The organism is Agrobacterium sp. GW821-FHT14E08 (assembly GCF_058803865.1).
In genome coordinates, this window is sequence record NZ_JBXAPJ010000001.1 from 1,436,099 (window position 1) to 1,453,339 (window position 17,241).

The window sequence follows — 17,241 nt, forward strand, 5'->3', positions numbered from 1 at the left end:
TCCGAACGACCCTTGCCGGCCAGGAAACCGGCCAATGCGGAAAGGTCTAAAAGATACCGGTTCAAAAACCGGGCTTCGGACGAACACGGCTTTGCGCCGCCATCATGCCTCACCCTGTTTTTTTATGTCCTATCCCCTCCCCTATGGAAGTTCAAGAACTGTGAGGCTCTCCCTGCAGCACTTTATGCCGCATGCGGACCGCTTGAAAGCCGAACCGCGAAGAGTTTGCCTTGATGCCTGTATAAATCGATTTAGATCGAAAGCACCAGTGGCCAGGGAGCGCAAACGCCCGGAGCGACGATGCTCCGGGCGTCTGAAGTCTATATATTACTCGGAGGCTTCTGCTGCAACTGCGAGAAGCTTGATCGAGCCGCCAGCCTTTTCGATCTTTTCGATTGCGGGCTTGGAAGCACCGGCAACTTCGAAAGCGACCTTGGCCTTCAGTTCGCCGTCCGCGAGAATGCGAACGCCGTCCTTGGCGCGACGGATAACGCCGGCAGCCTTGAGAGCGGCAGCATCGATCGTTGCGGAAGCGTCGAGCTTCTTGGCGTCGATGGCGGTCTGAATGCGGCCGAGCGATACGACAACATATTCGGAAGCGAAGATGTTGTTGAAACCGCGCTTCGGCAGACGACGGTAGATTGGCATCTGACCGCCTTCAAAACCGTTGATGGCGACGCCCGAACGAGCCTTCTGACCCTTCACACCGCGACCACCGGTCTTGCCCTTGCCGGAACCGATACCGCGACCTACGCGGATACGGTCCTTGGAGGCGCCTTCGTTGTCTCTGATTTCATTGAGTTTCATGATAGGTTACTCCGTCTCACTTCTCGTCAACGACGCGAACGAGATGCTGGACCGCACGGATCATGCCGCGAACCGCAGGAGTATCTTCCAGGGTGCGCTGACGATGCATCTTGTTGAGACCCAGACCGACCAGCGTCTGACGCTGGATTGCCGGGCGGCGAATAGGGCTGCCGATCTGTTCGACCGTAACAGTCTTCTTGGCTTCAGTAGTCTTCTTGGCCATGATCCAGCTCCTTATTCTTCAGAAGCGTTGCCGGAGGCGGCGCGGCGAGCCTGAAGCGTTGCATACTTGAGACCGCGCTGTGCAGCGATGTCCTTCGGATGAACCTGATGCTTCAGAGCGTCGAACGTTGCGCGAACCATGTTGTACGGGTTCGAAGAACCGGTCGACTTTGCAACAACGTCGTGAACACCCAGGGTTTCGAAAACGGCGCGCATCGGACCACCGGCGATGATACCGGTACCGGCCTTGGCCGAACGCAGCAGAACCTTGCCTGCGCCGTGACGGCCATTGACGTCGTGATGCAGCGTGCGGCCATCGCGCAGCGGAACGAAGATCAGATCGCGCTTGGCGCTCTCGGTAGCCTTACGGATGGCTTCCGGAACTTCGCGAGCCTTGCCGTGACCGAAGCCAACGCGGCCCTTCTGGTCGCCAACGACGACGAGAGCGGCGAAGCCGAAGCGACGGCCACCCTTAACAACCTTTGCAACGCGGTTGATCGCGACCAGCTTGTCGACGAATTCGCTATCGCGTTCTTCGCGGTTCTGGCGATCTTCGCGAGAACCTCTTTTATCCTGTGCCATTGTCCTTGTCCTTTTTCTTTTACGGGTGGAACGGCAAACGAAAAGACCACCGGCCTCTTTGAGGAGACCCGCATGGCCCGGTGAAATTCCGCCCGGATCGTTGTCCGGGCGGAAAAAAATCAGAAGTTCAGACCGCCTTCGCGGGCAGCTTCAGCCACGGCCTTGATGCGGCCATGATAGATGAACGCGCCACGGTCGAATACGACATCCTTGACGCCAGCCTTGACGGCGCGCTCGGCGACGAGCTTGCCTACGACAGCTGCTGCTGCAACGTCGGCGCCGGTCTTGAGCGAGCCGCGCAGATCGGCTTCGAGCGTGGAGGCAGACGCAAGCGTCTTGCCAGCAACATCATCGATGATCTGGGCGTAGATGTTCTTCGACGAGCGATGAACCGACAGGCGCGGGCGGCCATTGGCAACCGCCTTGATCTGGCGGCGCACACGGCTCGCGCGACGTGCAAGTGCTTCTTTCCTGCTAGCCATTTCGCGTGATCCTTACTTCTTCTTGCCTTCTTTGCGGACGATACGCTCTTCAGCGTACTTCACGCCCTTGCCCTTGTAGGGCTCGGGACCACGGTATTCGCGGATTTCCGCGGCAACCTGGCCAACCTGCTGCTTGTTGATGCCGGAAACGATGATTTCCGTCGGCTTCGGAACGGCAATGGTGATGCCGACCGGAGGCTCATAAACAACATCGTGGGAGAAGCCGAGGGCCAGCTGCAGGTTCTTGCCCTGCATGGCGGCACGGTAACCAACGCCGTTGATTTCGAGCTTGCGCTCATAGCCGTCCTTAACACCCTTGAAGATGTTCTCGATCATCGTGCGGGACATGCCCCACTTCGAGCGAGCTTCCTTGGTGCCGTTAGCGGGCGTTACGGAAACGCCGTTATCTTCGAGCTTCAGCTGGATTTCATCGTTTGCGACGAAAAACAGTTCACCCTTCGGGCCCTTCGCAGTGACCTTTTGGCCGTCGACATTGGCCGTCACACCTGCGGGAACCGGAACGGGCTTTTTACCGATACGAGACATTATTCAATCCTGTCTGTTCGTTATGGAGATCTCTACCCGGCCTTAGAAGACCGAGCAAAGAACCTCGCCACCAACGTTCTGTTCGCGAGCCTGGTGATCGGCCATCACGCCCTTCGGAGTCGAAAGGATGGTGATGCCGAGGCCGTTCGCGACCTGCGGAATGGACTTTACCGAGACATAAACCCGGCGGCCCGGCTTGGAAACGCGGCCGATCTCACGGATCACGGATGCGCCTTCGTAGTACTTCAGCTCGATGGTGAATTCGGACTTGCCGTTTTCGAAATCGACCTTGGAATAACCGCGAATGTAGCCCTCAGACTGCAGCACGTCGAGAACGCGTGCGCGCAGGCTGGAAGCGGGCGTGCTTACCGACGACTTGCGGCGAGCAGCACCATTGCGGATGCGGGTGAGCATATCACCCAAAGGATCAGTCATGGTCATGTGCCCGTCTCCTTACCAGCTCGACTTGACAATGCCCGGCACCTTGCCGGAATTGCCCAGCTCACGAAGCGCGATACGCGACATCTTGAGCTTGCGATAGAACGCGCGCGGACGGCCCGTTACTTCGCAGCGGTTGCGGATACGCGTCTTCGAGCCGTCACGCGGCAGCGAAGCGAGCTTCAGAGTGGCCTTGAACCGGTCTTCGATCGGAAGGGACTGGTTCATCACGATCGCCTTCAGTGCAGCGCGCTTGGTGGCCTGCTGGGCGACCGACTTGCGGCGGCGCTTGTTCTTTTCAACTGCGCTTGTTTTCGCCATATCGGAGTTCCTTTTCTACGCTCGTCGTTACGGTTAGTGACGGAACGGGAAGTTGAACTCTGTAAGCAGAGCCCGAGCTTCGTCGTCCGACGTCGCCGTCGTGCAAACGATGATGTCCATGCCCCACATCTGATCAACCTTATCGTAGTTGATCTCAGGGAACACAATGTGTTCCTTGATGCCCATGGCGAAGTTGCCACGGCCGTCAAAGCTCTTGGGGTTCAGACCCCGGAAGTCGCGAACGCGCGGCAGCGCGATGTTGACCAGACGATCAAGGAATTCGTACATGCGGGCGCCACGAAGGGTAACCTTCGCACCGATCGGCATGCCTTCGCGTACCTTGAAACCTGCGATCGAGTTGCGAGCGCGGGTAACGACCGGCTTCTGGCCAGCAATTGCAGCCAGATCGCCGGCAGCAATGGTGGGCTTCTTGGAATCGGCAGTCGCTTCGCCAACACCCATGTTGATCACGATCTTTTCAAGCTTCGGGATCATCATCACGTTGGCGTAGGAGAACTTCTCCTGCATGGCGCCACGGATACGGGAAACGTATTCCGTCTTGAGACGCGGCTCGTACTTATCAGCCATCGATCACTTCTCCCGAACGCTTGGCCACGCGGACCTTCTTGCCATCCACAACCGAGAAGCCAACGCGGGTCGGCTTGCCATCCTTGTCGACGATGGCGATGTTGGAGATGTGCAAGGATGCTTCCTTGTTGATGATGCCGGCTTCCTGGGCCTGGGTCTGGCGCTGGTGACGCTTCACCATGTTTACGCCACGCACAACGGCACGGTCTTCCTTCGGCATCACCTGGATTACTTCGCCGGTACGGCCCTTGTCCTTACCGGTCAATACGACAACCTTGTCGCCTTTACGAATTTTCTGCATCGCCATTGCTCCTTACAGTACTTCCGGAGCCAGCGAGATGATCTTCATGTGGTTCTTGGCGCGAAGTTCGCGCGGAACCGGTCCGAAGATACGGGTGCCGATGGGCTCTTTCTTGTTGTCGATAAGAACGGCTGCGTTGTTATCGAAACGGATGACGCTGCCGTCAGCGCGGCGGATGTCCTTGGCGGTGCGAACGACAACCGCCTTCATCACGTCGCCCTTCTTGACGCGGCCGCGCGGAATAGCTTCCTTGATGGAAACGACAATGATGTCGCCAACAGAAGCATATTTGCGCTTCGAGCCGCCCAGCACCTTGATGCACATGACACGACGTGCGCCGGAATTATCCGCCACGTCGAGGTTTGTTTGCATCTGAATCATGTCAGGTCGCCTTCTTGTTGTTACCGGAACGGTTGGGCAAACTCTCCCGAGCGAGCCCCCTGCCCCAGCTTATGAATATCTCTTTTTTTGCGCGGAAATGTCGTGACAGGGTGGTTTCCCAAGGGACCTTCCGTGCGCATCAAAGCAAAAGACGCTCGATTCACGAGCGTCCTTGCGGTGCTTCATACAGGATTTCGCGCCAAGTACAAGAGACCTGGCGCGATTCTGATGAAATTAAGCCTGGGCGGATACAACCGTCCAGCGCTTGTCCTTGGAGATCGGTGCGCATTCCTCGATGGAAACGACATCGCCGACCTTATACTGATTGTTTTCGTCGTGCGCCTTGTACTTCTTCGAACGGCGAACGGTCTTCTGAAGCAGCGGGTGAGCGAATCGACGCTCAACGCGGACAACGACAGTCTTCTCGTTCTTGTCGGACACTACGACGCCCTGCAGAATGCGTTTCGGCATATTATTTTTCCTTAGGCCTTGGCTTCTGCCGCCTTCTGGCGGGCAATGGTTTTAACGCGGGCGATGTCCTTGCGGACTTCGTTGATGCGCGAGGACTTCTCCAGCTGACCAGTTGCCTTCTGGAAGCGCAGGTTGAACTGCTCCTTCTTCAGATCGGCGAGCTTGTCCTTGAGCTGGTCGGCGCTGAGGCCGCGAACTTCATCGGCTTTCATGTGCCTTGCTCCTTACTCTGCGATGCGCTGTACGAAGCGCGTCTTGACCGAGAGCTTGGCAGCGCCGAGACGAAGCGCCTCACGGGCGATCTCCTCGGACACACCGTCGATCTCGAACATCATACGACCGGGCTTGACCTTGCATGCCCAGTAATCGACCGAACCCTTGCCCTTACCCATACGAACTTCGGTCGGCTTTGCCGTAACCGGAACGTCAGGGAATACGCGGATCCACACACGACCTGCGCGCTTCATGTAACGCGTGATCGCGCGGCGGGCCGCTTCGATCTCGCGTGCGTTCACGCGGTTCGGTTCCTGCGACTTCAAGCCGAATTCACCGAATGCCAGGTCAAAGCCGCCCTTGGCAACGCCCTTGATGCGTCCCTTGAACTGCTTACGGTACTTAGTACGCTTTGGCTGCAACATTTTCTTACTTCTCCGAGCTTATCTTTCGCCAGCGTCAATCAAGCGTTTTCGCGACGACGATCGGGACGATCGCCACGCTCACGGCTTGCAGGGCCCTGTGCGTCGCCTTCGAGACCGCGACGCTCAGAAGCCATCGGATCGTGCTCAAGGATTTCGCCCTTGAAGATCCAGACCTTGATGCCGCAGATGCCGAATGCGGTTTCAGCTTCTGCCGTGCCGTAATCGATGTCCGCACGCAGCGTGTGCAGCGGAACGCGGCCTTCGCGGTACCATTCGGTACGAGCGATTTCAGCACCGCCGAGACGGCCGCCGCAGGTGATCTTGATGCCTTCGGCGCCAAGACGCATTGCGGACTGAACAGCACGCTTCATCGCACGGCGGAAAGCCACGCGGCGCTCGAGCTGCTGAGCGATCGACTGGGCAACCAGCGTCGCGTCGATTTCCGGCTTGCGCACTTCAACGATGTTGAGGTGCGTTTCGGAGTCGGTCATCTCGGAAAGCTTCTTGCGAAGCTTCTCGATGTCCGCGCCCTTCTTGCCGATGATCAGACCCGGACGAGCCGAGTGGATCGTGACGCGGCACTTCTTGTGCGGACGCTCGATGACCACCTTGGCGATACCGGCCTGCTTGAGTTCCTTGATCAGGTAAGCCCGGATCTTCAGGTCTTCATGCAGAAGCTTGCCGTATTCGGCAGTGTCAGCGTACCAGCGGCTATCCCAGGTACGGTTGATGCCGAGGCGGAAGCCGATCGGATTGATTTTCTGACCCATTATGCGGCCTCCCCTTTTTCCTCAACTTCACGAACAACGATCGTGAGGTGAGAGAACGGCTTTTCAATGCGGGATGCACGACCACGGCCACGGGCGTGGAAACGCTTCATGGTGATGGACTTGCCAACATAGGCCTCGGCGACGACGAGAGCGTCGACGTCGAGGTCATGGTTGTTTTCCGCATTGGCAATCGCAGATTCGAGCGTCTTCTTGACGGTGCCTGCGATGCGCTTGCGGGAGAATTCGAGCTCGGCGAGAGCGCGATCAACCTTCTTGCCACGGATAAGAGCGGCAACCAGGTTCAGTTTCTGGGGGCTGACGCGGAGCGTACGGGCAATGGCCTGAGCCTCATTGTCCTTCAGCCGGCGTTCGGTCTTAGCCTTCGCCATGATTACTTCCTCTTTGCCTTCTTGTCCGCGCCGTGACCGTAATAGGTACGGGTCGGAGAGAATTCACCGAACTTGTGTCCGACCATGTCTTCGTTGACGGAGACGGGCACATGCTTGCTGCCGTTATAAACGCCGAAGGTCAGACCAACGAACTGCGGCAGGATCGTGGAGCGACGGCTCCAGATCTTGATTACTTCGTTACGTCCGCTCTCGCGCACCTTCTCAGCCTTGGTGAGAAGATAGCCGTCAACAAACGGACCTTTCCATACTGAACGAGCCATTAGTGACTACCTCTCTTACTTCTTACGCTGATGGCGCGAGCGCATGATGAACTTGTCGGTCGACTTGTTCGAACGGGTGCGCTTGCCCTTCGTGGGCTTACCCCACGGAGTAACCGGGTGGCGACCACCCGACGTGCGACCTTCACCACCACCGTGCGGGTGGTCGACCGGGTTCATGACGACGCCGCGAACGTGCGGACGCTTGCCACGCCAACGCGAACGACCAGCCTTGCCGTCGTTGATGTTGCCGTGATCCGAGTTCGAAACAGCGCCGATCGATGCGAGGCACGAGCCATGCACCAGACGCTGTTCGCCCGAGTTGAGACGCAGGATGGCCATACCGGCATCGCGGCCGACGAGCTGGACATACGTACCGGCGGAGCGAGCGATCTGACCGCCCTTGCCCGGCTTCATCTCGACGTTGTGGATGATCGAACCGACCGGAATGTACTGAAGCGGCATGGTGTTGCCGGGCTTCACGTCCACTGCCTTGTCGGAGGCGATCACCTTGTCACCGGCAGCGAGACGCTGTGGCGCGAGAATGTAAGCCTGTTCGCCGTCGGTATACGTAACCAGCGCGATGAACGCGGTGCGGTTGGGGTCGTATTCCAGACGCTCAACGGTGCCTTCAACGTCGAACTTGCGACGCTTGAAATCCACCAGACGATAGGTCCGCTTGTGACCGCCACCCTGGAACCGGACGGTGATCCGGCCCTGGTTGTTGCGGCCACCCTTGGAGCTGAGGCCCTGGGTGAGAGCCTTTACCGGCTTGCCCTTGTAGAGCGACGCGCGGTCCACGATAACCAGCTGGCGCTGGCTCGGCGTGGTCGGATTGAAACTTTTCAATGCCATATTCTTGTTCCCTTTTGGGTCTTTGCCCGCTTGGGCCTAACCTTTAGAGTCCGGTGGACACGTCGATGGATTGACCTTCGGCGAGCGTAACGACGGCTTTCTTGACGTCCTTAAGCTTACCGGCGAACCCACGGAAACGACGGGTCTTACCCTTGCGGATAAGCGTGTTCACAGCCGTGACTTTGACACCGAAGAGAGCTTCCACGGCAGCCTTGATTTCAGGCTTGGAAGCGCTCTTGGCGACGTTGAATACGACCTGGTTCTGTTCGGATACCAGCGTCGACTTTTCCGTGATCGAAGGAGATACGATCACATCGTAGTGGCGAAGATCCGTCATTTGAACCGCTCCTCCAGAGCCTCTACAGCAGCCTTGGAAAGCACCAGCTTGCCACGGCGCAGGATGTCGTAAACATTGATGCCCTGTACCGGCAGAACGTCCACATTCGGGATGTTCTGGGCTGCGAGCTTGAAGTTGCCATCAAGTTCAGCGCCACCGATAACGAGAGCGTTGGTCAGGCCAAGCGAAGCGAAGCTGCCCAGCAGAGCCTTGGTCTTTGCTTCGGACGCAACGAGCTGATCAACGATGATCAGTTCTTCAGCCTTCAGCTTTGCAGACAAAGCGTGACGCAGAGCGAGCGCGCGAACCTTCTTGGGAAGGTCGTGGGCGTGGCTGCGAACGACCGGGCCGTGGGCCTTGCCGCCGCCGCGGAACTGCGGTGCGCGAGCCGAATGGTGACGAGCGCGGCCCGTACCCTTCTGCTTGTACATCTTCGCGCCGGTGCGGGAAACTTCCGACCGGTTCTTGGACTTGTGGGTTCCCTGCTGCTTCTTTGCAAGCTGCCAGCGAACCATGCGGGCCAGGATGTCCTGGCGGGGGTCGAGGCCGAAGATCTCATCCGACAGAGAAACCTTGCCGGCGTCTTTTCCCTCGAGGGTCTTGACGTTCAATTCCATGATAAGGCTCCCTTACTTCGCAGCCGACTTGACGGCGTCGCGGACGATGATCCAGGAACCCTTCGAGCCGGGAACTGCACCCTTCACGAGGATGAGGCCACGGTCTTCATCGGTCGAAACGACTTCGAGGTTCTGGGTCGTAACGCGCGTCTGGCCCATATGACCAGCCATGCGCTTGCCCTTCCAGACGCGGCCCGGATCCTGGTTGTTACCGGTCGAACCGTGTGCACGGTGCGATACGGAGTTACCGTGCGAAGCGCGACCACCACCGAAGTTGTGACGCTTCATAGCACCGGCAAAGCCCTTACCGATCGTGGTTCCAGTGACGTCGACCAGCTGGCCGGACTGAAAATGATTTGCGGTCAGTGTTGCACCGATGTCGATCAGGTTCTCGGGGGAAACCCGGAACTCGACGAGCTTGGCTTTCGGTTCGACATTGGCAGCGGCAAAATGACCGCGAAGTGCCTTCGTCGTGTTCTTGACCTTGGACTGGCCGGCACCGAGCTGAACTGCGGTATAGCCATTCTTGTCTTCCGTGCGCTGGGCAACGACTTGTACGTTATCCAGTCGCAATACTGTTACAGGGATATGTTCACCTGCGTCGTTATAGACGCGTGTCATACCCACTTTCTGTGCAATCACACCTGAACGCATTGGTTCATCCTCTTGCGAGCCTTGAAGGGAAAACCCTCTCTGGCCTTTGTTAAGGAGTGCCCTTCGACATCTCACGATGTTTCCGGTCTCCGGTTTGGAAGTCGTTGGATTGCTCCACGTACCTTCCTTGTTATTTCAGCCCTCACCTTGGATGGATCGGGCCGGGTCTTAGAGCTTGATTTCCACGTCAACGCCAGCAGCGAGGTCGAGCTTCATCAGAGCATCGACAGTCTGCGGGGTGGGGTCAACGATATCGAGAAGACGCTTGTGCGTCCGCATTTCGAACTGTTCACGGCTCTTCTTATCAACGTGAGGAGAGCGGTTGACGGTAAACTTTTCGATGCGGGTGGGGAGCGGAACCGGGCCGCGAACGCTGGCGCCGGTGCGCTTTGCGGTCGACACGATTTCACGGGTAGAGGCATCGAGGATCCGGTGATCGAACGCCTTGAGGCGGATACGGATATTCTGGCCGTTCATTCGTCTTGTCCTTGTTCTTTGTTATTCGTTTCCGCACGCGGAAACACATGAACTTCTATTGATCGTGGCGCCGCAGATTTTCAAAAATCGAGAGAAATGCGCTATCGCATCCCAATCATTTCAGTTGTCTGTATTGCTAAAACACCGCGTTTCGCAATCGCTTGCGAATCCAGCGGTGAGTGTGAGTGCGCGTTTACGCGCTTTCACCGAATTTTTCAAGCACTAAAAATGCAACGCCGCCAGGCTTTTTATCAAAAGTCCGGCGGCGGTGTTTGTGACACCGCCGCCGGCCTGAATTTTAAAAGTCGAAATTACTCGACGATCGAAGCCACGATGCCGGCGCCGACGGTACGGCCGCCTTCGCGGATAGCGAAGCGCAGCTTTTCTTCCATCGCGATCGGAACGATCAGCTCGACTTCAACCGTGACGTTGTCGCCAGGCATAACCATTTCCGTGCCTTCCGGCAGCGAAACGATGCCGGTCACGTCCGTCGTGCGGAAGTAGAACTGCGGACGGTAGTTCGTGAAGAACGGCGTATGACGGCCGCCTTCTTCCTTCGTCAGGATGTAGGCTTCTGCCATGAACTTCTTGTGCGGCTTGACCGAACCCGGCTTGCACAGGATCTGACCACGCTCAACGCCGTCACGGGTAACGCCGCGAACCAGCGCACCGATGTTGTCGCCGGCCTGGCCCTGGTCGAGCAGCTTGCGGAACATTTCAACGCCGGTAACCGTCGTCTTCGAGGTCGGACGAATGCCGACGATTTCGACTTCTTCACCAACCTTGACGATACCGCGCTCAACGCGACCCGTCACAACCGTACCACGGCCAGAGATCGAGAACACGTCTTCGATCGGCATCAGGAACGGCTGGTCGATCGGACGCTCAGGTGTCGGGATGTAGGCGTCAACAGCGGCCATCAGCTCGCGGATCGCGTCTTCACCGATCTTCTTGTCGCTGTCTTCAAGAGCGGCAAGTGCCGAACCCTTGATGATCGGAATATCGTCGCCCGGGAAGTCGTAGGACGACAGAAGTTCGCGAACTTCCAGCTCGACGAGCTCGAGAAGCTCGGCGTCGTCAACCTGGTCGACCTTGTTGAGGAACACGACGATTGCCGGAACGCCAACCTGACGGGCAAGCAGGATGTGCTCGCGGGTCTGCGGCATCGGGCCGTCAGCGGCCGAGCAAACCAGAATCGCGCCGTCCATCTGGGCAGCACCGGTGATCATGTTCTTCACGTAGTCGGCGTGGCCGGGGCAGTCAACGTGCGCGTAGTGACGGTTCGGCGTCTCATACTCAACGTGGGCCGTCGAAATCGTGATACCACGTGCCTTTTCTTCAGGCGCGGCGTCGATCTGGTCATACGCCTTGAACTCGCCGAAGAACTTCGTGATCGCGGCGGTCAGCGACGTCTTGCCATGGTCAACGTGACCGATCGTGCCAATGTTGACGTGCGGCTTATTGCGCTCAAACTTGCTCTTTGCCATTAGTGGCTCTCCATTCTTGTCCCTTGACGGGAATAATCTTCAAAATTCGGTGGGGCGTACCCCGATCACTTCTGACCGGAGTACTTAGCCTGGATTTCCTGCGCCACGTTCGACGGAACCGGCGAATAGTGATCGAACGTCATCGAGTACTGAGCGCGGCCCTGCGACATGGAGCGCAGGTTGTCGACGTACTTGAACATGTTCGCGAGCGGAACATGCGCGTTGATGACAACGGCGATACCACGGCTTTCCTGACCCTGGATCTGACCACGGCGGGAATTGAGGTCACCGATAACGTCACCGACGTAATCTTCCGGCGTAACGACTTCGACCTTCATCATCGGCTCGAGAAGCTGTGCACCAGCCTTCTTCGCTGCTTCACGGAAGCAGGCACGCGATGCGATTTCGAAGGCGAGAACCGACGAGTCGACGTCGTGGAATGCACCGTCGATCAGGGTCGCCTTGACGCCGAGCATCGGGAAGCCAGCGAGCGGACCAGAAGACAGGACGCTTTCGATACCCTTCTGAACGCCCGGAATGTATTCCTTCGGAACAGCACCGCCGACGATCTTGGATTCGAACTTGAAGTCTTCGCCTTCGGGGTTCGGTTCGAAGATGATCTTCACGCGAGCGAACTGACCGGTACCACCAGACTGCTTCTTGTGCGTGTAGTCTTCTTCGTGCTGACGCGTGATGGTTTCGCGATAGGCAACCTGCGGAGCGCCGACGGTTGCTTCAACCTTGAACTCGCGACGCATACGGTCAACGAGAATGTCGAGGTGAAGTTCGCCCATGCCCGCGATGATCGTCTGACCGGATTCTTCATCCGTCTTGACGCGGAACGAAGGATCTTCAGCAGCCAGACGGTTGAGCGCGAGGCCCATCTTTTCCTGGTCGCCCTTGGTCTTCGGCTCGATCGCGATCTGGATGACCGGCTCGGGGAATTCCATGCGCTCGAGGATAACCGGCTTCAGCGGATCGCAGAGCGTATCGCCAGTGGTGGTTTCCTTGAGGCCAGCCAGAGCAACGATGTCGCCTGCGAAGGCTTCTTCGATGTCTTCACGGCTGTTGGAGTGCATCTGCAGCATACGGCCGACGCGCTCGCGCTTGTCCTTGACCGTGTTGATGACAGACGTACCCTTTTCGAGCTTGCCCGAGTAGATACGTGCGAAGGTCAGCGAACCGACGAAGGGGTCGTTCATGATCTTGAACGCGAGCATGGAAAGCGGCTCGCTGTCGTCGGCATGACGTTCGATTTCGGCTTCGGTCTTGAAGTCGATGCCCTTGATCGCCGGAATGTCCAGCGGAGAAGGCAGGTAGTCGACGACGGCGTCGAGAAGCGGCTGAACGCCCTTGTTCTTGAACGCGGTACCGCAGAACATCGGGTGGAACTTCACGTCGATGGTGCCGCGGCGAACGAGCGCGCGGATCTTGTCGTTGTCGGGCATGATGCCGTTCAGGTAGTCTTCCATCGCTTCTTCGTCGATCTCGACAACGGTCTCGATCAGCTTTTCGCGATATTCGTCAGCCTTGGCCTTCATGTCATCAGGGATTTCGACGACGTCCCACTGAGCGCCGAGCGATTCGTCGCGCCAGATGAGTGCGTTCATCTCGATCAGGTCGATAACGCCCTTGAACTCGGTCTCAGCGCCGATCGGCAGCTGCATGACAACGGCGATGGCGCCGAGGCGGGTCTTGATCATTTCTACCGAGCGGTAGAAGTCAGCACCGGTCTTGTCCATCTTGTTGCAGAAGATCATGCGCGGAACATGATACTTCTCGGCCTGGCGCCAGACGGTTTCCGTCTGCGGCTCAACACCGGCGTTGGCATCGAGCAGCGCGATGGCGCCGTCGAGAACGCGCAGCGAACGCTCGACTTCAATGGTGAAGTCGACGTGGCCGGGGGTGTCGATGATGTTGAAGCGGCGCATCTTGCCATCGCGACCCTTCCAGAAGGTCGTGGTGGCTGCGGAGGTGATGGTGATACCACGCTCCTGCTCCTGCTCCATCCAGTCCATCGTGGCAGCGCCATCGTGAACTTCGCCGATCTTGTGCGACTTACCGGTGTAATAAAGGATACGCTCGGTGGTCGTCGTCTTGCCGGCGTCGATATGCGCCATGATACCGAAATTGCGGTAGTCTTCGATTTTATATTCGCGAGCCATAATGGACTGCCTTTCGATATGCGACCGGTTAAGATTACCAGCGGTAATGCGAGAATGCGCGGTTGGCGTCAGCCATCTTGTGCGTGTCTTCGCGCTTCTTGACAGCAGAACCGCGGTTGTTCGCAGCGTCCATGAGTTCGCCGGAAAGGCGATCGACCATGGTCGTTTCGTTGCGCTTGCGGGCAGCCGTGATCAGCCAGCGGATAGCGAGGGCCTGACGGCGCTCGGGGCGAACGTCGACGGGAACCTGATACGTGGCACCACCAACGCGGCGCGAACGCACTTCAACGTGCGGAGCAACGTTGTCGAGGGCGGAGTGGAACACGCCGAGCGGCTCCTGCTTCGTCTTGCCCTGAACGACGTCGAATGCGCCGTAAACGATGCTTTCTGCGACCGACTTCTTGCCGTGAAGCATGATGGCGTTCATGAACTTGGTGACGACCAGATCGCCGAACTTCGGGTCCGGATTGATCTCACGCTTTTCTGCACTATGGCGACGGGACATATTCTTTGTCTCTCAATGTTATTGACGCTAAACCACGCGGAGAACCTCGCGCAGCGCCGGAATTTGTTTAAACCCGAATTACTTCGGACGCTTCGCACCGTACTTGGAGCGGCGCTGCTTGCGGTTCTTGACGCCCTGGGTATCGAGAACACCGCGGATGATGTGGTAACGCACGCCCGGCAAGTCCTTTACGCGGCCGCCGCGGATCATGACCACGGAGTGTTCCTGAAGGTTGTGACCTTCGCCTGGAATGTAGCCGATGACTTCGAAGCCGTTGGTGAGGCGGATCTTGGCAACCTTACGCAGAGCCGAGTTCGGCTTCTTCGGGGTCGTCGTGTAAACGCGGGTGCAAACGCCACGCTTCTGCGGGTTTTCCTGAAGAGCAGGAACCTTGTTGCGCTTTACCTGTGCCTGGCGAGGCTTGCGGATCAGCTGGTTTACGGTAGGCATATAACCATCCCTTGCAAAAACTACTTTAGCCACCCTGACGGGTGGCGGCTATGCCGTTGCCGGCGACGATGCACGCATATATCCTCATGCGCAAAACGTGGCCCGATCCGTTTTCACGGATGGACCACCAAGAGCAGAGGACACCGGATGAGGCGTCTTGCGTGCAACATTCGTGTCTTCTACGTGCAATGGAGACCCGTTTGAGATGATGTTCGGGAAAAAGGTTACCGAACGGCCAGCACCCACAGAGGCTCCGATGGCGGGCGTACTACTGTTTTAGCCAGCTTTCGTCAAGGGTGAATCCACATTTTGCGGGGGCACCCGCGGCCACAAAGCCCGCGCACGGGCCATTTCTCCCCGCTTCTAACATAAGTCATCGTCGCCAACAGCGATTTTGACCTCCGGCCTTTGGCTTTTCATAAAATCCGTCTATTGATTCCCTCAGGCGGACCAAAGACTTCACCCGCCGCGCGCAAGACCGATTCCGGCCGACCCGCGTACTCACAACGACACATCAAGGAACCGCGTCATGAGCACCCTCCCCGACAACGACAATGGACGCGACGAGCCGATGGTCTTCATCGTCATCGGCAAGGCTTACGAGAATGACAATTCCGAGGGCATCGACATCCACGTCATCCTGCGCGCGCCGGATGATGACACCGCCGTCCGTGAAACGCTGAACGCGCTTTCCGAGGAAGGTTTCATCGAAGCTGATCTCGACCAGATCGGCATGCTGACCGAAGTGCCGGATGAGGAGCCACACGCTTCCGCCTATCAGGGCGCATTGGAAGGCGAAGTCGCCATCATCCGCTTCGCCTGAGAGCCGGCCAGATGACGGTCAGACGCATCGTCGCCAATATATCGACACCCGACCTGACAAAAGCGGGTGTCTTTTACCGCGATATTCTCGGCATGACCGTCGCCATGGACCACGGCTGGATCGTCACCTATGCAAGTCCGCTGGAAGCCATGGTGCAGATCAGCTTCGCCAGCGAAGGAGGCTCCGGTACAGCCGTTCCGGATCTCTCCATCGAGATCGACAATTTCGACGAGGTTCACGCCAAAATCCTGAAGGCGGAACTGCCGATCGAATACGGCCCCGTCTCCGAGCCCTGGGGCGTCCGCCGCCTGTTTCTGCGCGATCCCTATGGAAGACTTGTAAATATATTAAGTCACTCATAGAACATATACTTTAAATACAATAGTATTAATCACGCCATCTATTGAACAACACGAAAACATCAGCTTAAAGTGGTCCCGGCATAATATTTCGGTGGCGGGTTGAATAATATATCGTCGGCAGACATCCTTGATGACATCTATGAGGCGGCACTCTTCCCCAACCGTTGGGCAAAGGTCATAGCCGCAATCGGCCACCGGCTGGATTTCTGGGGCGGGGCGCTCACCTGGGGCAAGGGCGAGGAAGAGGCCTGGCTCTTCACGCCGAATTTCCAGGAACTGATGCAGGCCTTCATGGAGGGCGGCTGGAATCACCGCAATGACCGCCTCACCCGCGCAATCCGCGAGGGGCAATTTTCCTTCGTGCATGATTTCGATGTTTTCACCCATGACGAATGGGCGGGTTTGCCGATCGTGCGTGACTTTCTCATGCCGCGCGGACTGGGATATGGGGTGTCGACGCAGGTCGCACCACCCGACCACCCGGAGATGACCGTACTTTTCGAGCGCAGGCTCGAAAGCGGCGTCATCGGGCCGGAGACCATGGCCGCCCTCGGCCAGCTAAGGCCGCATATCGCCCGCAGCCTCACGCTCGCAACAGGGCTGCAGCGCCAGAAGGCCGATGCCATCACGCTTGGCCTCAACGCCATAGGCGCGCCGGCGGCCGTGCTTCAGGCAAGCGGGCGTGTTCTTTCCGCCAACACCCTGTTCCAGAAAATCCAGAAATTCATTTCCACCCGGGCACGCGACAGGATTGTGATCTCTGACGAAAGAGTGAACCGGCTACTCTACAAGGCGCTCGCCGGGCACAATGTCGGCTCCTTCCCTCTGCCGGCAGAAGACAGGGCCTGCATCCTTCACGTCATACCATTGCGCAAGGACGCGCTTGACCTGTCGCCGAACGGCTCCGCCATCGTGTTGATATCGCAACCCACGGATACGGTTGCCGACGCCACGCCGCTCCTGAAGGGCCTTTACGATCTCACCAGGGGCGAGGCCCGCGTCGCACTGGAGATCATGAAGGGGCTTTCGCTTCCCTCAGTGGCGAAGCAATTGAATATATCCCATGAGACCGTCCGCAGTAACGCCAAGTCAATCTATGCCAAGACCGGCAGCACCGGCCAGACCGATCTCGTTCGCCGGCTTTCGGTTTTGACACGCTACACCATCGGCGAACAGGATTGAAAACACTCCTGCGCGGATAATTTCAAGATCGGATTGCCCCCTCGCCCCTGCGCGAAACAAAAAACGCCCGGATCACTCCGGGCGTTTTCGTTACTGAACTTCGGCGGGGCTTC

General features: G+C 57.9%; 28 protein-coding genes. 3 read left to right on the forward strand and 25 right to left on the reverse strand.

From position 1 onward, the window contains the following. Positions 1–327: 327 nt before the first annotated feature. The 25 genes from rplO to rpsL form a co-directional block, all read right to left on the reverse strand. Complete coding sequence (gene rplO / locus AC1ROR_RS07115; protein WP_035224073.1) at positions 328–807, reverse strand: 50S ribosomal protein L15; 480 nt, start codon at positions 805–807, stop codon at positions 328–330. A 16-nt stretch (positions 808–823) separates the two neighbouring features. Continuing rightward, positions 824–1,030, reverse strand: a complete 207-nt coding sequence (gene rpmD, locus AC1ROR_RS07120; RefSeq protein WP_003495212.1) for a 50S ribosomal protein L30 — start codon at positions 1,028–1,030, stop codon at positions 824–826. A gap of 11 nt (positions 1,031–1,041) precedes the next feature. Beyond that, entirely contained in the window at positions 1,042–1,611 is a 570-nt protein-coding gene (rpsE, locus tag AC1ROR_RS07125; RefSeq protein WP_035224070.1) for a 30S ribosomal protein S5, read from the reverse strand. A gap of 119 nt (positions 1,612–1,730) precedes the next feature. Then, complete coding sequence (rplR, locus tag AC1ROR_RS07130; RefSeq protein ID WP_035224069.1) at positions 1,731–2,093, reverse strand: 50S ribosomal protein L18; 363 nt, start codon at positions 2,091–2,093, stop codon at positions 1,731–1,733. Positions 2,094–2,105: 12 nt separating this feature from the next. Next, positions 2,106–2,639, reverse strand: coding sequence for a 50S ribosomal protein L6 (gene rplF / locus AC1ROR_RS07135; protein WP_035224066.1), 534 nt, complete (start codon positions 2,637–2,639; stop codon positions 2,106–2,108). A 42-nt stretch (positions 2,640–2,681) separates the two neighbouring features. Continuing rightward, entirely contained in the window at positions 2,682–3,080 is a 399-nt protein-coding gene (gene rpsH, locus AC1ROR_RS07140) for a 30S ribosomal protein S8 (protein WP_004442588.1), read from the reverse strand. A 12-nt stretch (positions 3,081–3,092) separates the two neighbouring features. After that, positions 3,093–3,398 (reverse strand): 30S ribosomal protein S14, encoded by a 306-nt coding sequence (gene rpsN / locus AC1ROR_RS07145; protein WP_003495202.1) that lies wholly within the window; start codon positions 3,396–3,398, stop codon positions 3,093–3,095. Positions 3,399–3,431: 33 nt separating this feature from the next. Then, the gene (gene rplE, locus AC1ROR_RS07150) at positions 3,432–3,986 is read right to left on the reverse strand and encodes a 50S ribosomal protein L5 (protein WP_003495201.1); all 555 of its coding nucleotides are present in this window, start codon (positions 3,984–3,986) and stop codon (positions 3,432–3,434) included. Next, entirely contained in the window at positions 3,979–4,287 is a 309-nt protein-coding gene (gene rplX / locus AC1ROR_RS07155) for a 50S ribosomal protein L24 (RefSeq protein ID WP_003495200.1), read from the reverse strand. Before rplX ends, rplE begins: the two co-directional genes overlap by 8 nt. Before the next feature lie 12 nt (positions 4,288–4,299). Next, positions 4,300–4,668 (reverse strand): 50S ribosomal protein L14, encoded by a 369-nt coding sequence (gene rplN / locus AC1ROR_RS07160; protein WP_003495199.1) that lies wholly within the window; start codon positions 4,666–4,668, stop codon positions 4,300–4,302. Positions 4,669–4,902: 234 nt separating this feature from the next. Continuing rightward, positions 4,903–5,139 carry a 30S ribosomal protein S17 gene (rpsQ, locus tag AC1ROR_RS07165; protein WP_003495195.1) on the reverse strand — a complete coding sequence of 79 codons (237 nt, stop codon included), beginning with the start codon at positions 5,137–5,139 and terminating at the stop codon, positions 4,903–4,905. An 11-nt stretch (positions 5,140–5,150) separates the two neighbouring features. Then, positions 5,151–5,351 carry a 50S ribosomal protein L29 gene (gene rpmC, locus AC1ROR_RS07170; protein WP_003495193.1) on the reverse strand — a complete coding sequence of 67 codons (201 nt, stop codon included), beginning with the start codon at positions 5,349–5,351 and terminating at the stop codon, positions 5,151–5,153. A gap of 12 nt (positions 5,352–5,363) precedes the next feature. After that, positions 5,364–5,777 carry a 50S ribosomal protein L16 gene (rplP, locus tag AC1ROR_RS07175; protein WP_003495190.1) on the reverse strand — a complete coding sequence of 138 codons (414 nt, stop codon included), beginning with the start codon at positions 5,775–5,777 and terminating at the stop codon, positions 5,364–5,366. Positions 5,778–5,815: 38 nt separating this feature from the next. Continuing rightward, positions 5,816–6,547, reverse strand: a complete 732-nt coding sequence (gene rpsC / locus AC1ROR_RS07180) for a 30S ribosomal protein S3 (RefSeq protein WP_035224065.1) — start codon at positions 6,545–6,547, stop codon at positions 5,816–5,818. After that, entirely contained in the window at positions 6,547–6,936 is a 390-nt protein-coding gene (gene rplV, locus AC1ROR_RS07185; RefSeq protein ID WP_003495184.1) for a 50S ribosomal protein L22, read from the reverse strand. Before rplV ends, rpsC begins: the two co-directional genes overlap by 1 nt. Before the next feature lie 2 nt (positions 6,937–6,938). After that, on the reverse strand, positions 6,939–7,217 hold the full coding sequence (rpsS, locus tag AC1ROR_RS07190; RefSeq protein ID WP_003507772.1) for a 30S ribosomal protein S19: 279 nt from the start codon (positions 7,215–7,217) through the stop codon (positions 6,939–6,941). Positions 7,218–7,232: 15 nt separating this feature from the next. Then, positions 7,233–8,069, reverse strand: coding sequence for a 50S ribosomal protein L2 (rplB, locus tag AC1ROR_RS07195; protein WP_003507771.1), 837 nt, complete (start codon positions 8,067–8,069; stop codon positions 7,233–7,235). 43 nt (positions 8,070–8,112) lie between these two features. Continuing rightward, entirely contained in the window at positions 8,113–8,406 is a 294-nt protein-coding gene (locus AC1ROR_RS07200; protein ID WP_003495178.1) for a 50S ribosomal protein L23, read from the reverse strand. After that, positions 8,403–9,023 carry a 50S ribosomal protein L4 gene (gene rplD, locus AC1ROR_RS07205; protein WP_003495173.1) on the reverse strand — a complete coding sequence of 207 codons (621 nt, stop codon included), beginning with the start codon at positions 9,021–9,023 and terminating at the stop codon, positions 8,403–8,405. The genes AC1ROR_RS07200 and rplD overlap by 4 nt, the downstream gene beginning before the upstream one ends. Before the next feature lie 12 nt (positions 9,024–9,035). Further along, entirely contained in the window at positions 9,036–9,677 is a 642-nt protein-coding gene (gene rplC, locus AC1ROR_RS07210) for a 50S ribosomal protein L3 (protein WP_003507769.1), read from the reverse strand. 168 nt (positions 9,678–9,845) lie between these two features. Continuing rightward, positions 9,846–10,154, reverse strand: coding sequence for a 30S ribosomal protein S10 (gene rpsJ, locus AC1ROR_RS07215; RefSeq protein WP_003507767.1), 309 nt, complete (start codon positions 10,152–10,154; stop codon positions 9,846–9,848). Positions 10,155–10,465: 311 nt separating this feature from the next. After that, positions 10,466–11,641: an elongation factor Tu gene (gene tuf, locus AC1ROR_RS07220; protein ID WP_003495154.1), complete on the reverse strand. Its 1,176-nt coding sequence runs from the start codon at positions 11,639–11,641 to the stop codon at positions 10,466–10,468. A gap of 65 nt (positions 11,642–11,706) precedes the next feature. Continuing rightward, positions 11,707–13,806: an elongation factor G gene (gene fusA / locus AC1ROR_RS07225; RefSeq protein WP_080834948.1), complete on the reverse strand. Its 2,100-nt coding sequence runs from the start codon at positions 13,804–13,806 to the stop codon at positions 11,707–11,709. 34 nt (positions 13,807–13,840) lie between these two features. Continuing rightward, positions 13,841–14,311 (reverse strand): 30S ribosomal protein S7, encoded by a 471-nt coding sequence (gene rpsG / locus AC1ROR_RS07230; protein ID WP_003507761.1) that lies wholly within the window; start codon positions 14,309–14,311, stop codon positions 13,841–13,843. Positions 14,312–14,389: 78 nt separating this feature from the next. After that, positions 14,390–14,761: a 30S ribosomal protein S12 gene (gene rpsL, locus AC1ROR_RS07235; RefSeq protein ID WP_003507760.1), complete on the reverse strand. Its 372-nt coding sequence runs from the start codon at positions 14,759–14,761 to the stop codon at positions 14,390–14,392. Between the two features lie 529 nt (positions 14,762–15,290). On the opposite strand from rpsL, the gene AC1ROR_RS07240 reads away from it, so the two are divergent. The 3 genes from AC1ROR_RS07240 to AC1ROR_RS07250 all read left to right on the forward strand — a co-directional run bounded on the left by AC1ROR_RS07240 (position 15,291) and on the right by AC1ROR_RS07250 (position 17,128). Further along, complete coding sequence (locus tag AC1ROR_RS07240) at positions 15,291–15,584, forward strand: hypothetical protein (protein WP_035224059.1); 294 nt, start codon at positions 15,291–15,293, stop codon at positions 15,582–15,584. An 11-nt stretch (positions 15,585–15,595) separates the two neighbouring features. Then, a complete protein-coding gene (locus AC1ROR_RS07245; RefSeq protein WP_035224056.1) occupies positions 15,596–15,946 on the forward strand; it encodes a VOC family protein in 351 nt (116 codons plus the stop codon). A gap of 99 nt (positions 15,947–16,045) precedes the next feature. After that, a complete protein-coding gene (locus tag AC1ROR_RS07250; RefSeq protein WP_498588998.1) occupies positions 16,046–17,128 on the forward strand; it encodes a helix-turn-helix transcriptional regulator in 1,083 nt (360 codons plus the stop codon). Positions 17,129–17,241 lie beyond the last annotated feature (113 nt).

What these genes read in the sequence shown, in the direction of transcription:
- rpsJ (WP_003507767.1), bottom strand. Translation starts at nt 10,154, where the DNA reads ATGAACGGCCAGAATATCCGTATCCGCCTCAAGGCGTTCGATCACCGG.
- AC1ROR_RS07240 (WP_035224059.1), top strand. Translation starts at nt 15,291, where the DNA reads ATGAGCACCCTCCCCGACAACGACAATGGACGCGACGAGCCGATGGTC.
- rplV (WP_003495184.1), bottom strand. Translation starts at nt 6,936, where the DNA reads ATGGCGAAGGCTAAGACCGAACGCCGGCTGAAGGACAATGAGGCTCAG.
- rplB (WP_003507771.1), bottom strand. Translation starts at nt 8,069, where the DNA reads ATGGCATTGAAAAGTTTCAATCCGACCACGCCGAGCCAGCGCCAGCTG.
- rpsQ (WP_003495195.1), bottom strand. Translation starts at nt 5,139, where the DNA reads ATGCCGAAACGCATTCTGCAGGGCGTCGTAGTGTCCGACAAGAACGAG.
- tuf (WP_003495154.1), bottom strand. Translation starts at nt 11,641, where the DNA reads ATGGCAAAGAGCAAGTTTGAGCGCAATAAGCCGCACGTCAACATTGGC.
- rpmD (WP_003495212.1), bottom strand. Translation starts at nt 1,030, where the DNA reads ATGGCCAAGAAGACTACTGAAGCCAAGAAGACTGTTACGGTCGAACAG.
- rplF (WP_035224066.1), bottom strand. Translation starts at nt 2,639, where the DNA reads ATGTCTCGTATCGGTAAAAAGCCCGTTCCGGTTCCCGCAGGTGTGACG.
- fusA (WP_080834948.1), bottom strand. Translation starts at nt 13,806, where the DNA reads ATGGCTCGCGAATATAAAATCGAAGACTACCGCAATTTCGGTATCATG.
- rplP (WP_003495190.1), bottom strand. Translation starts at nt 5,777, where the DNA reads ATGTTGCAGCCAAAGCGTACTAAGTACCGTAAGCAGTTCAAGGGACGC.
- rplR (WP_035224069.1), bottom strand. Translation starts at nt 2,093, where the DNA reads ATGGCTAGCAGGAAAGAAGCACTTGCACGTCGCGCGAGCCGTGTGCGC.
- rpsN (WP_003495202.1), bottom strand. Translation starts at nt 3,398, where the DNA reads ATGGCGAAAACAAGCGCAGTTGAAAAGAACAAGCGCCGCCGCAAGTCG.
- rpsE (WP_035224070.1), bottom strand. Translation starts at nt 1,611, where the DNA reads ATGGCACAGGATAAAAGAGGTTCTCGCGAAGATCGCCAGAACCGCGAA.
- rplN (WP_003495199.1), bottom strand. Translation starts at nt 4,668, where the DNA reads ATGATTCAGATGCAAACAAACCTCGACGTGGCGGATAATTCCGGCGCA.
- rplX (WP_003495200.1), bottom strand. Translation starts at nt 4,287, where the DNA reads ATGCAGAAAATTCGTAAAGGCGACAAGGTTGTCGTATTGACCGGTAAG.
- rpsL (WP_003507760.1), bottom strand. Translation starts at nt 14,761, where the DNA reads ATGCCTACCGTAAACCAGCTGATCCGCAAGCCTCGCCAGGCACAGGTA.
- AC1ROR_RS07200 (WP_003495178.1), bottom strand. Translation starts at nt 8,406, where the DNA reads ATGACGGATCTTCGCCACTACGATGTGATCGTATCTCCTTCGATCACG.
- rpsH (WP_004442588.1), bottom strand. Translation starts at nt 3,080, where the DNA reads ATGACCATGACTGATCCTTTGGGTGATATGCTCACCCGCATCCGCAAT.
- rpsS (WP_003507772.1), bottom strand. Translation starts at nt 7,217, where the DNA reads ATGGCTCGTTCAGTATGGAAAGGTCCGTTTGTTGACGGCTATCTTCTC.
- rplC (WP_003507769.1), bottom strand. Translation starts at nt 9,677, where the DNA reads ATGCGTTCAGGTGTGATTGCACAGAAAGTGGGTATGACACGCGTCTAT.
- rplD (WP_003495173.1), bottom strand. Translation starts at nt 9,023, where the DNA reads ATGGAATTGAACGTCAAGACCCTCGAGGGAAAAGACGCCGGCAAGGTT.
- rpmC (WP_003495193.1), bottom strand. Translation starts at nt 5,351, where the DNA reads ATGAAAGCCGATGAAGTTCGCGGCCTCAGCGCCGACCAGCTCAAGGAC.
- rpsG (WP_003507761.1), bottom strand. Translation starts at nt 14,311, where the DNA reads ATGTCCCGTCGCCATAGTGCAGAAAAGCGTGAGATCAATCCGGACCCG.
- AC1ROR_RS07245 (WP_035224056.1), top strand. Translation starts at nt 15,596, where the DNA reads ATGACGGTCAGACGCATCGTCGCCAATATATCGACACCCGACCTGACA.
- rplO (WP_035224073.1), bottom strand. Translation starts at nt 807, where the DNA reads ATGAAACTCAATGAAATCAGAGACAACGAAGGCGCCTCCAAGGACCGT.
- rpsC (WP_035224065.1), bottom strand. Translation starts at nt 6,547, where the DNA reads ATGGGTCAGAAAATCAATCCGATCGGCTTCCGCCTCGGCATCAACCGT.
- rplE (WP_003495201.1), bottom strand. Translation starts at nt 3,986, where the DNA reads ATGGCTGATAAGTACGAGCCGCGTCTCAAGACGGAATACGTTTCCCGT.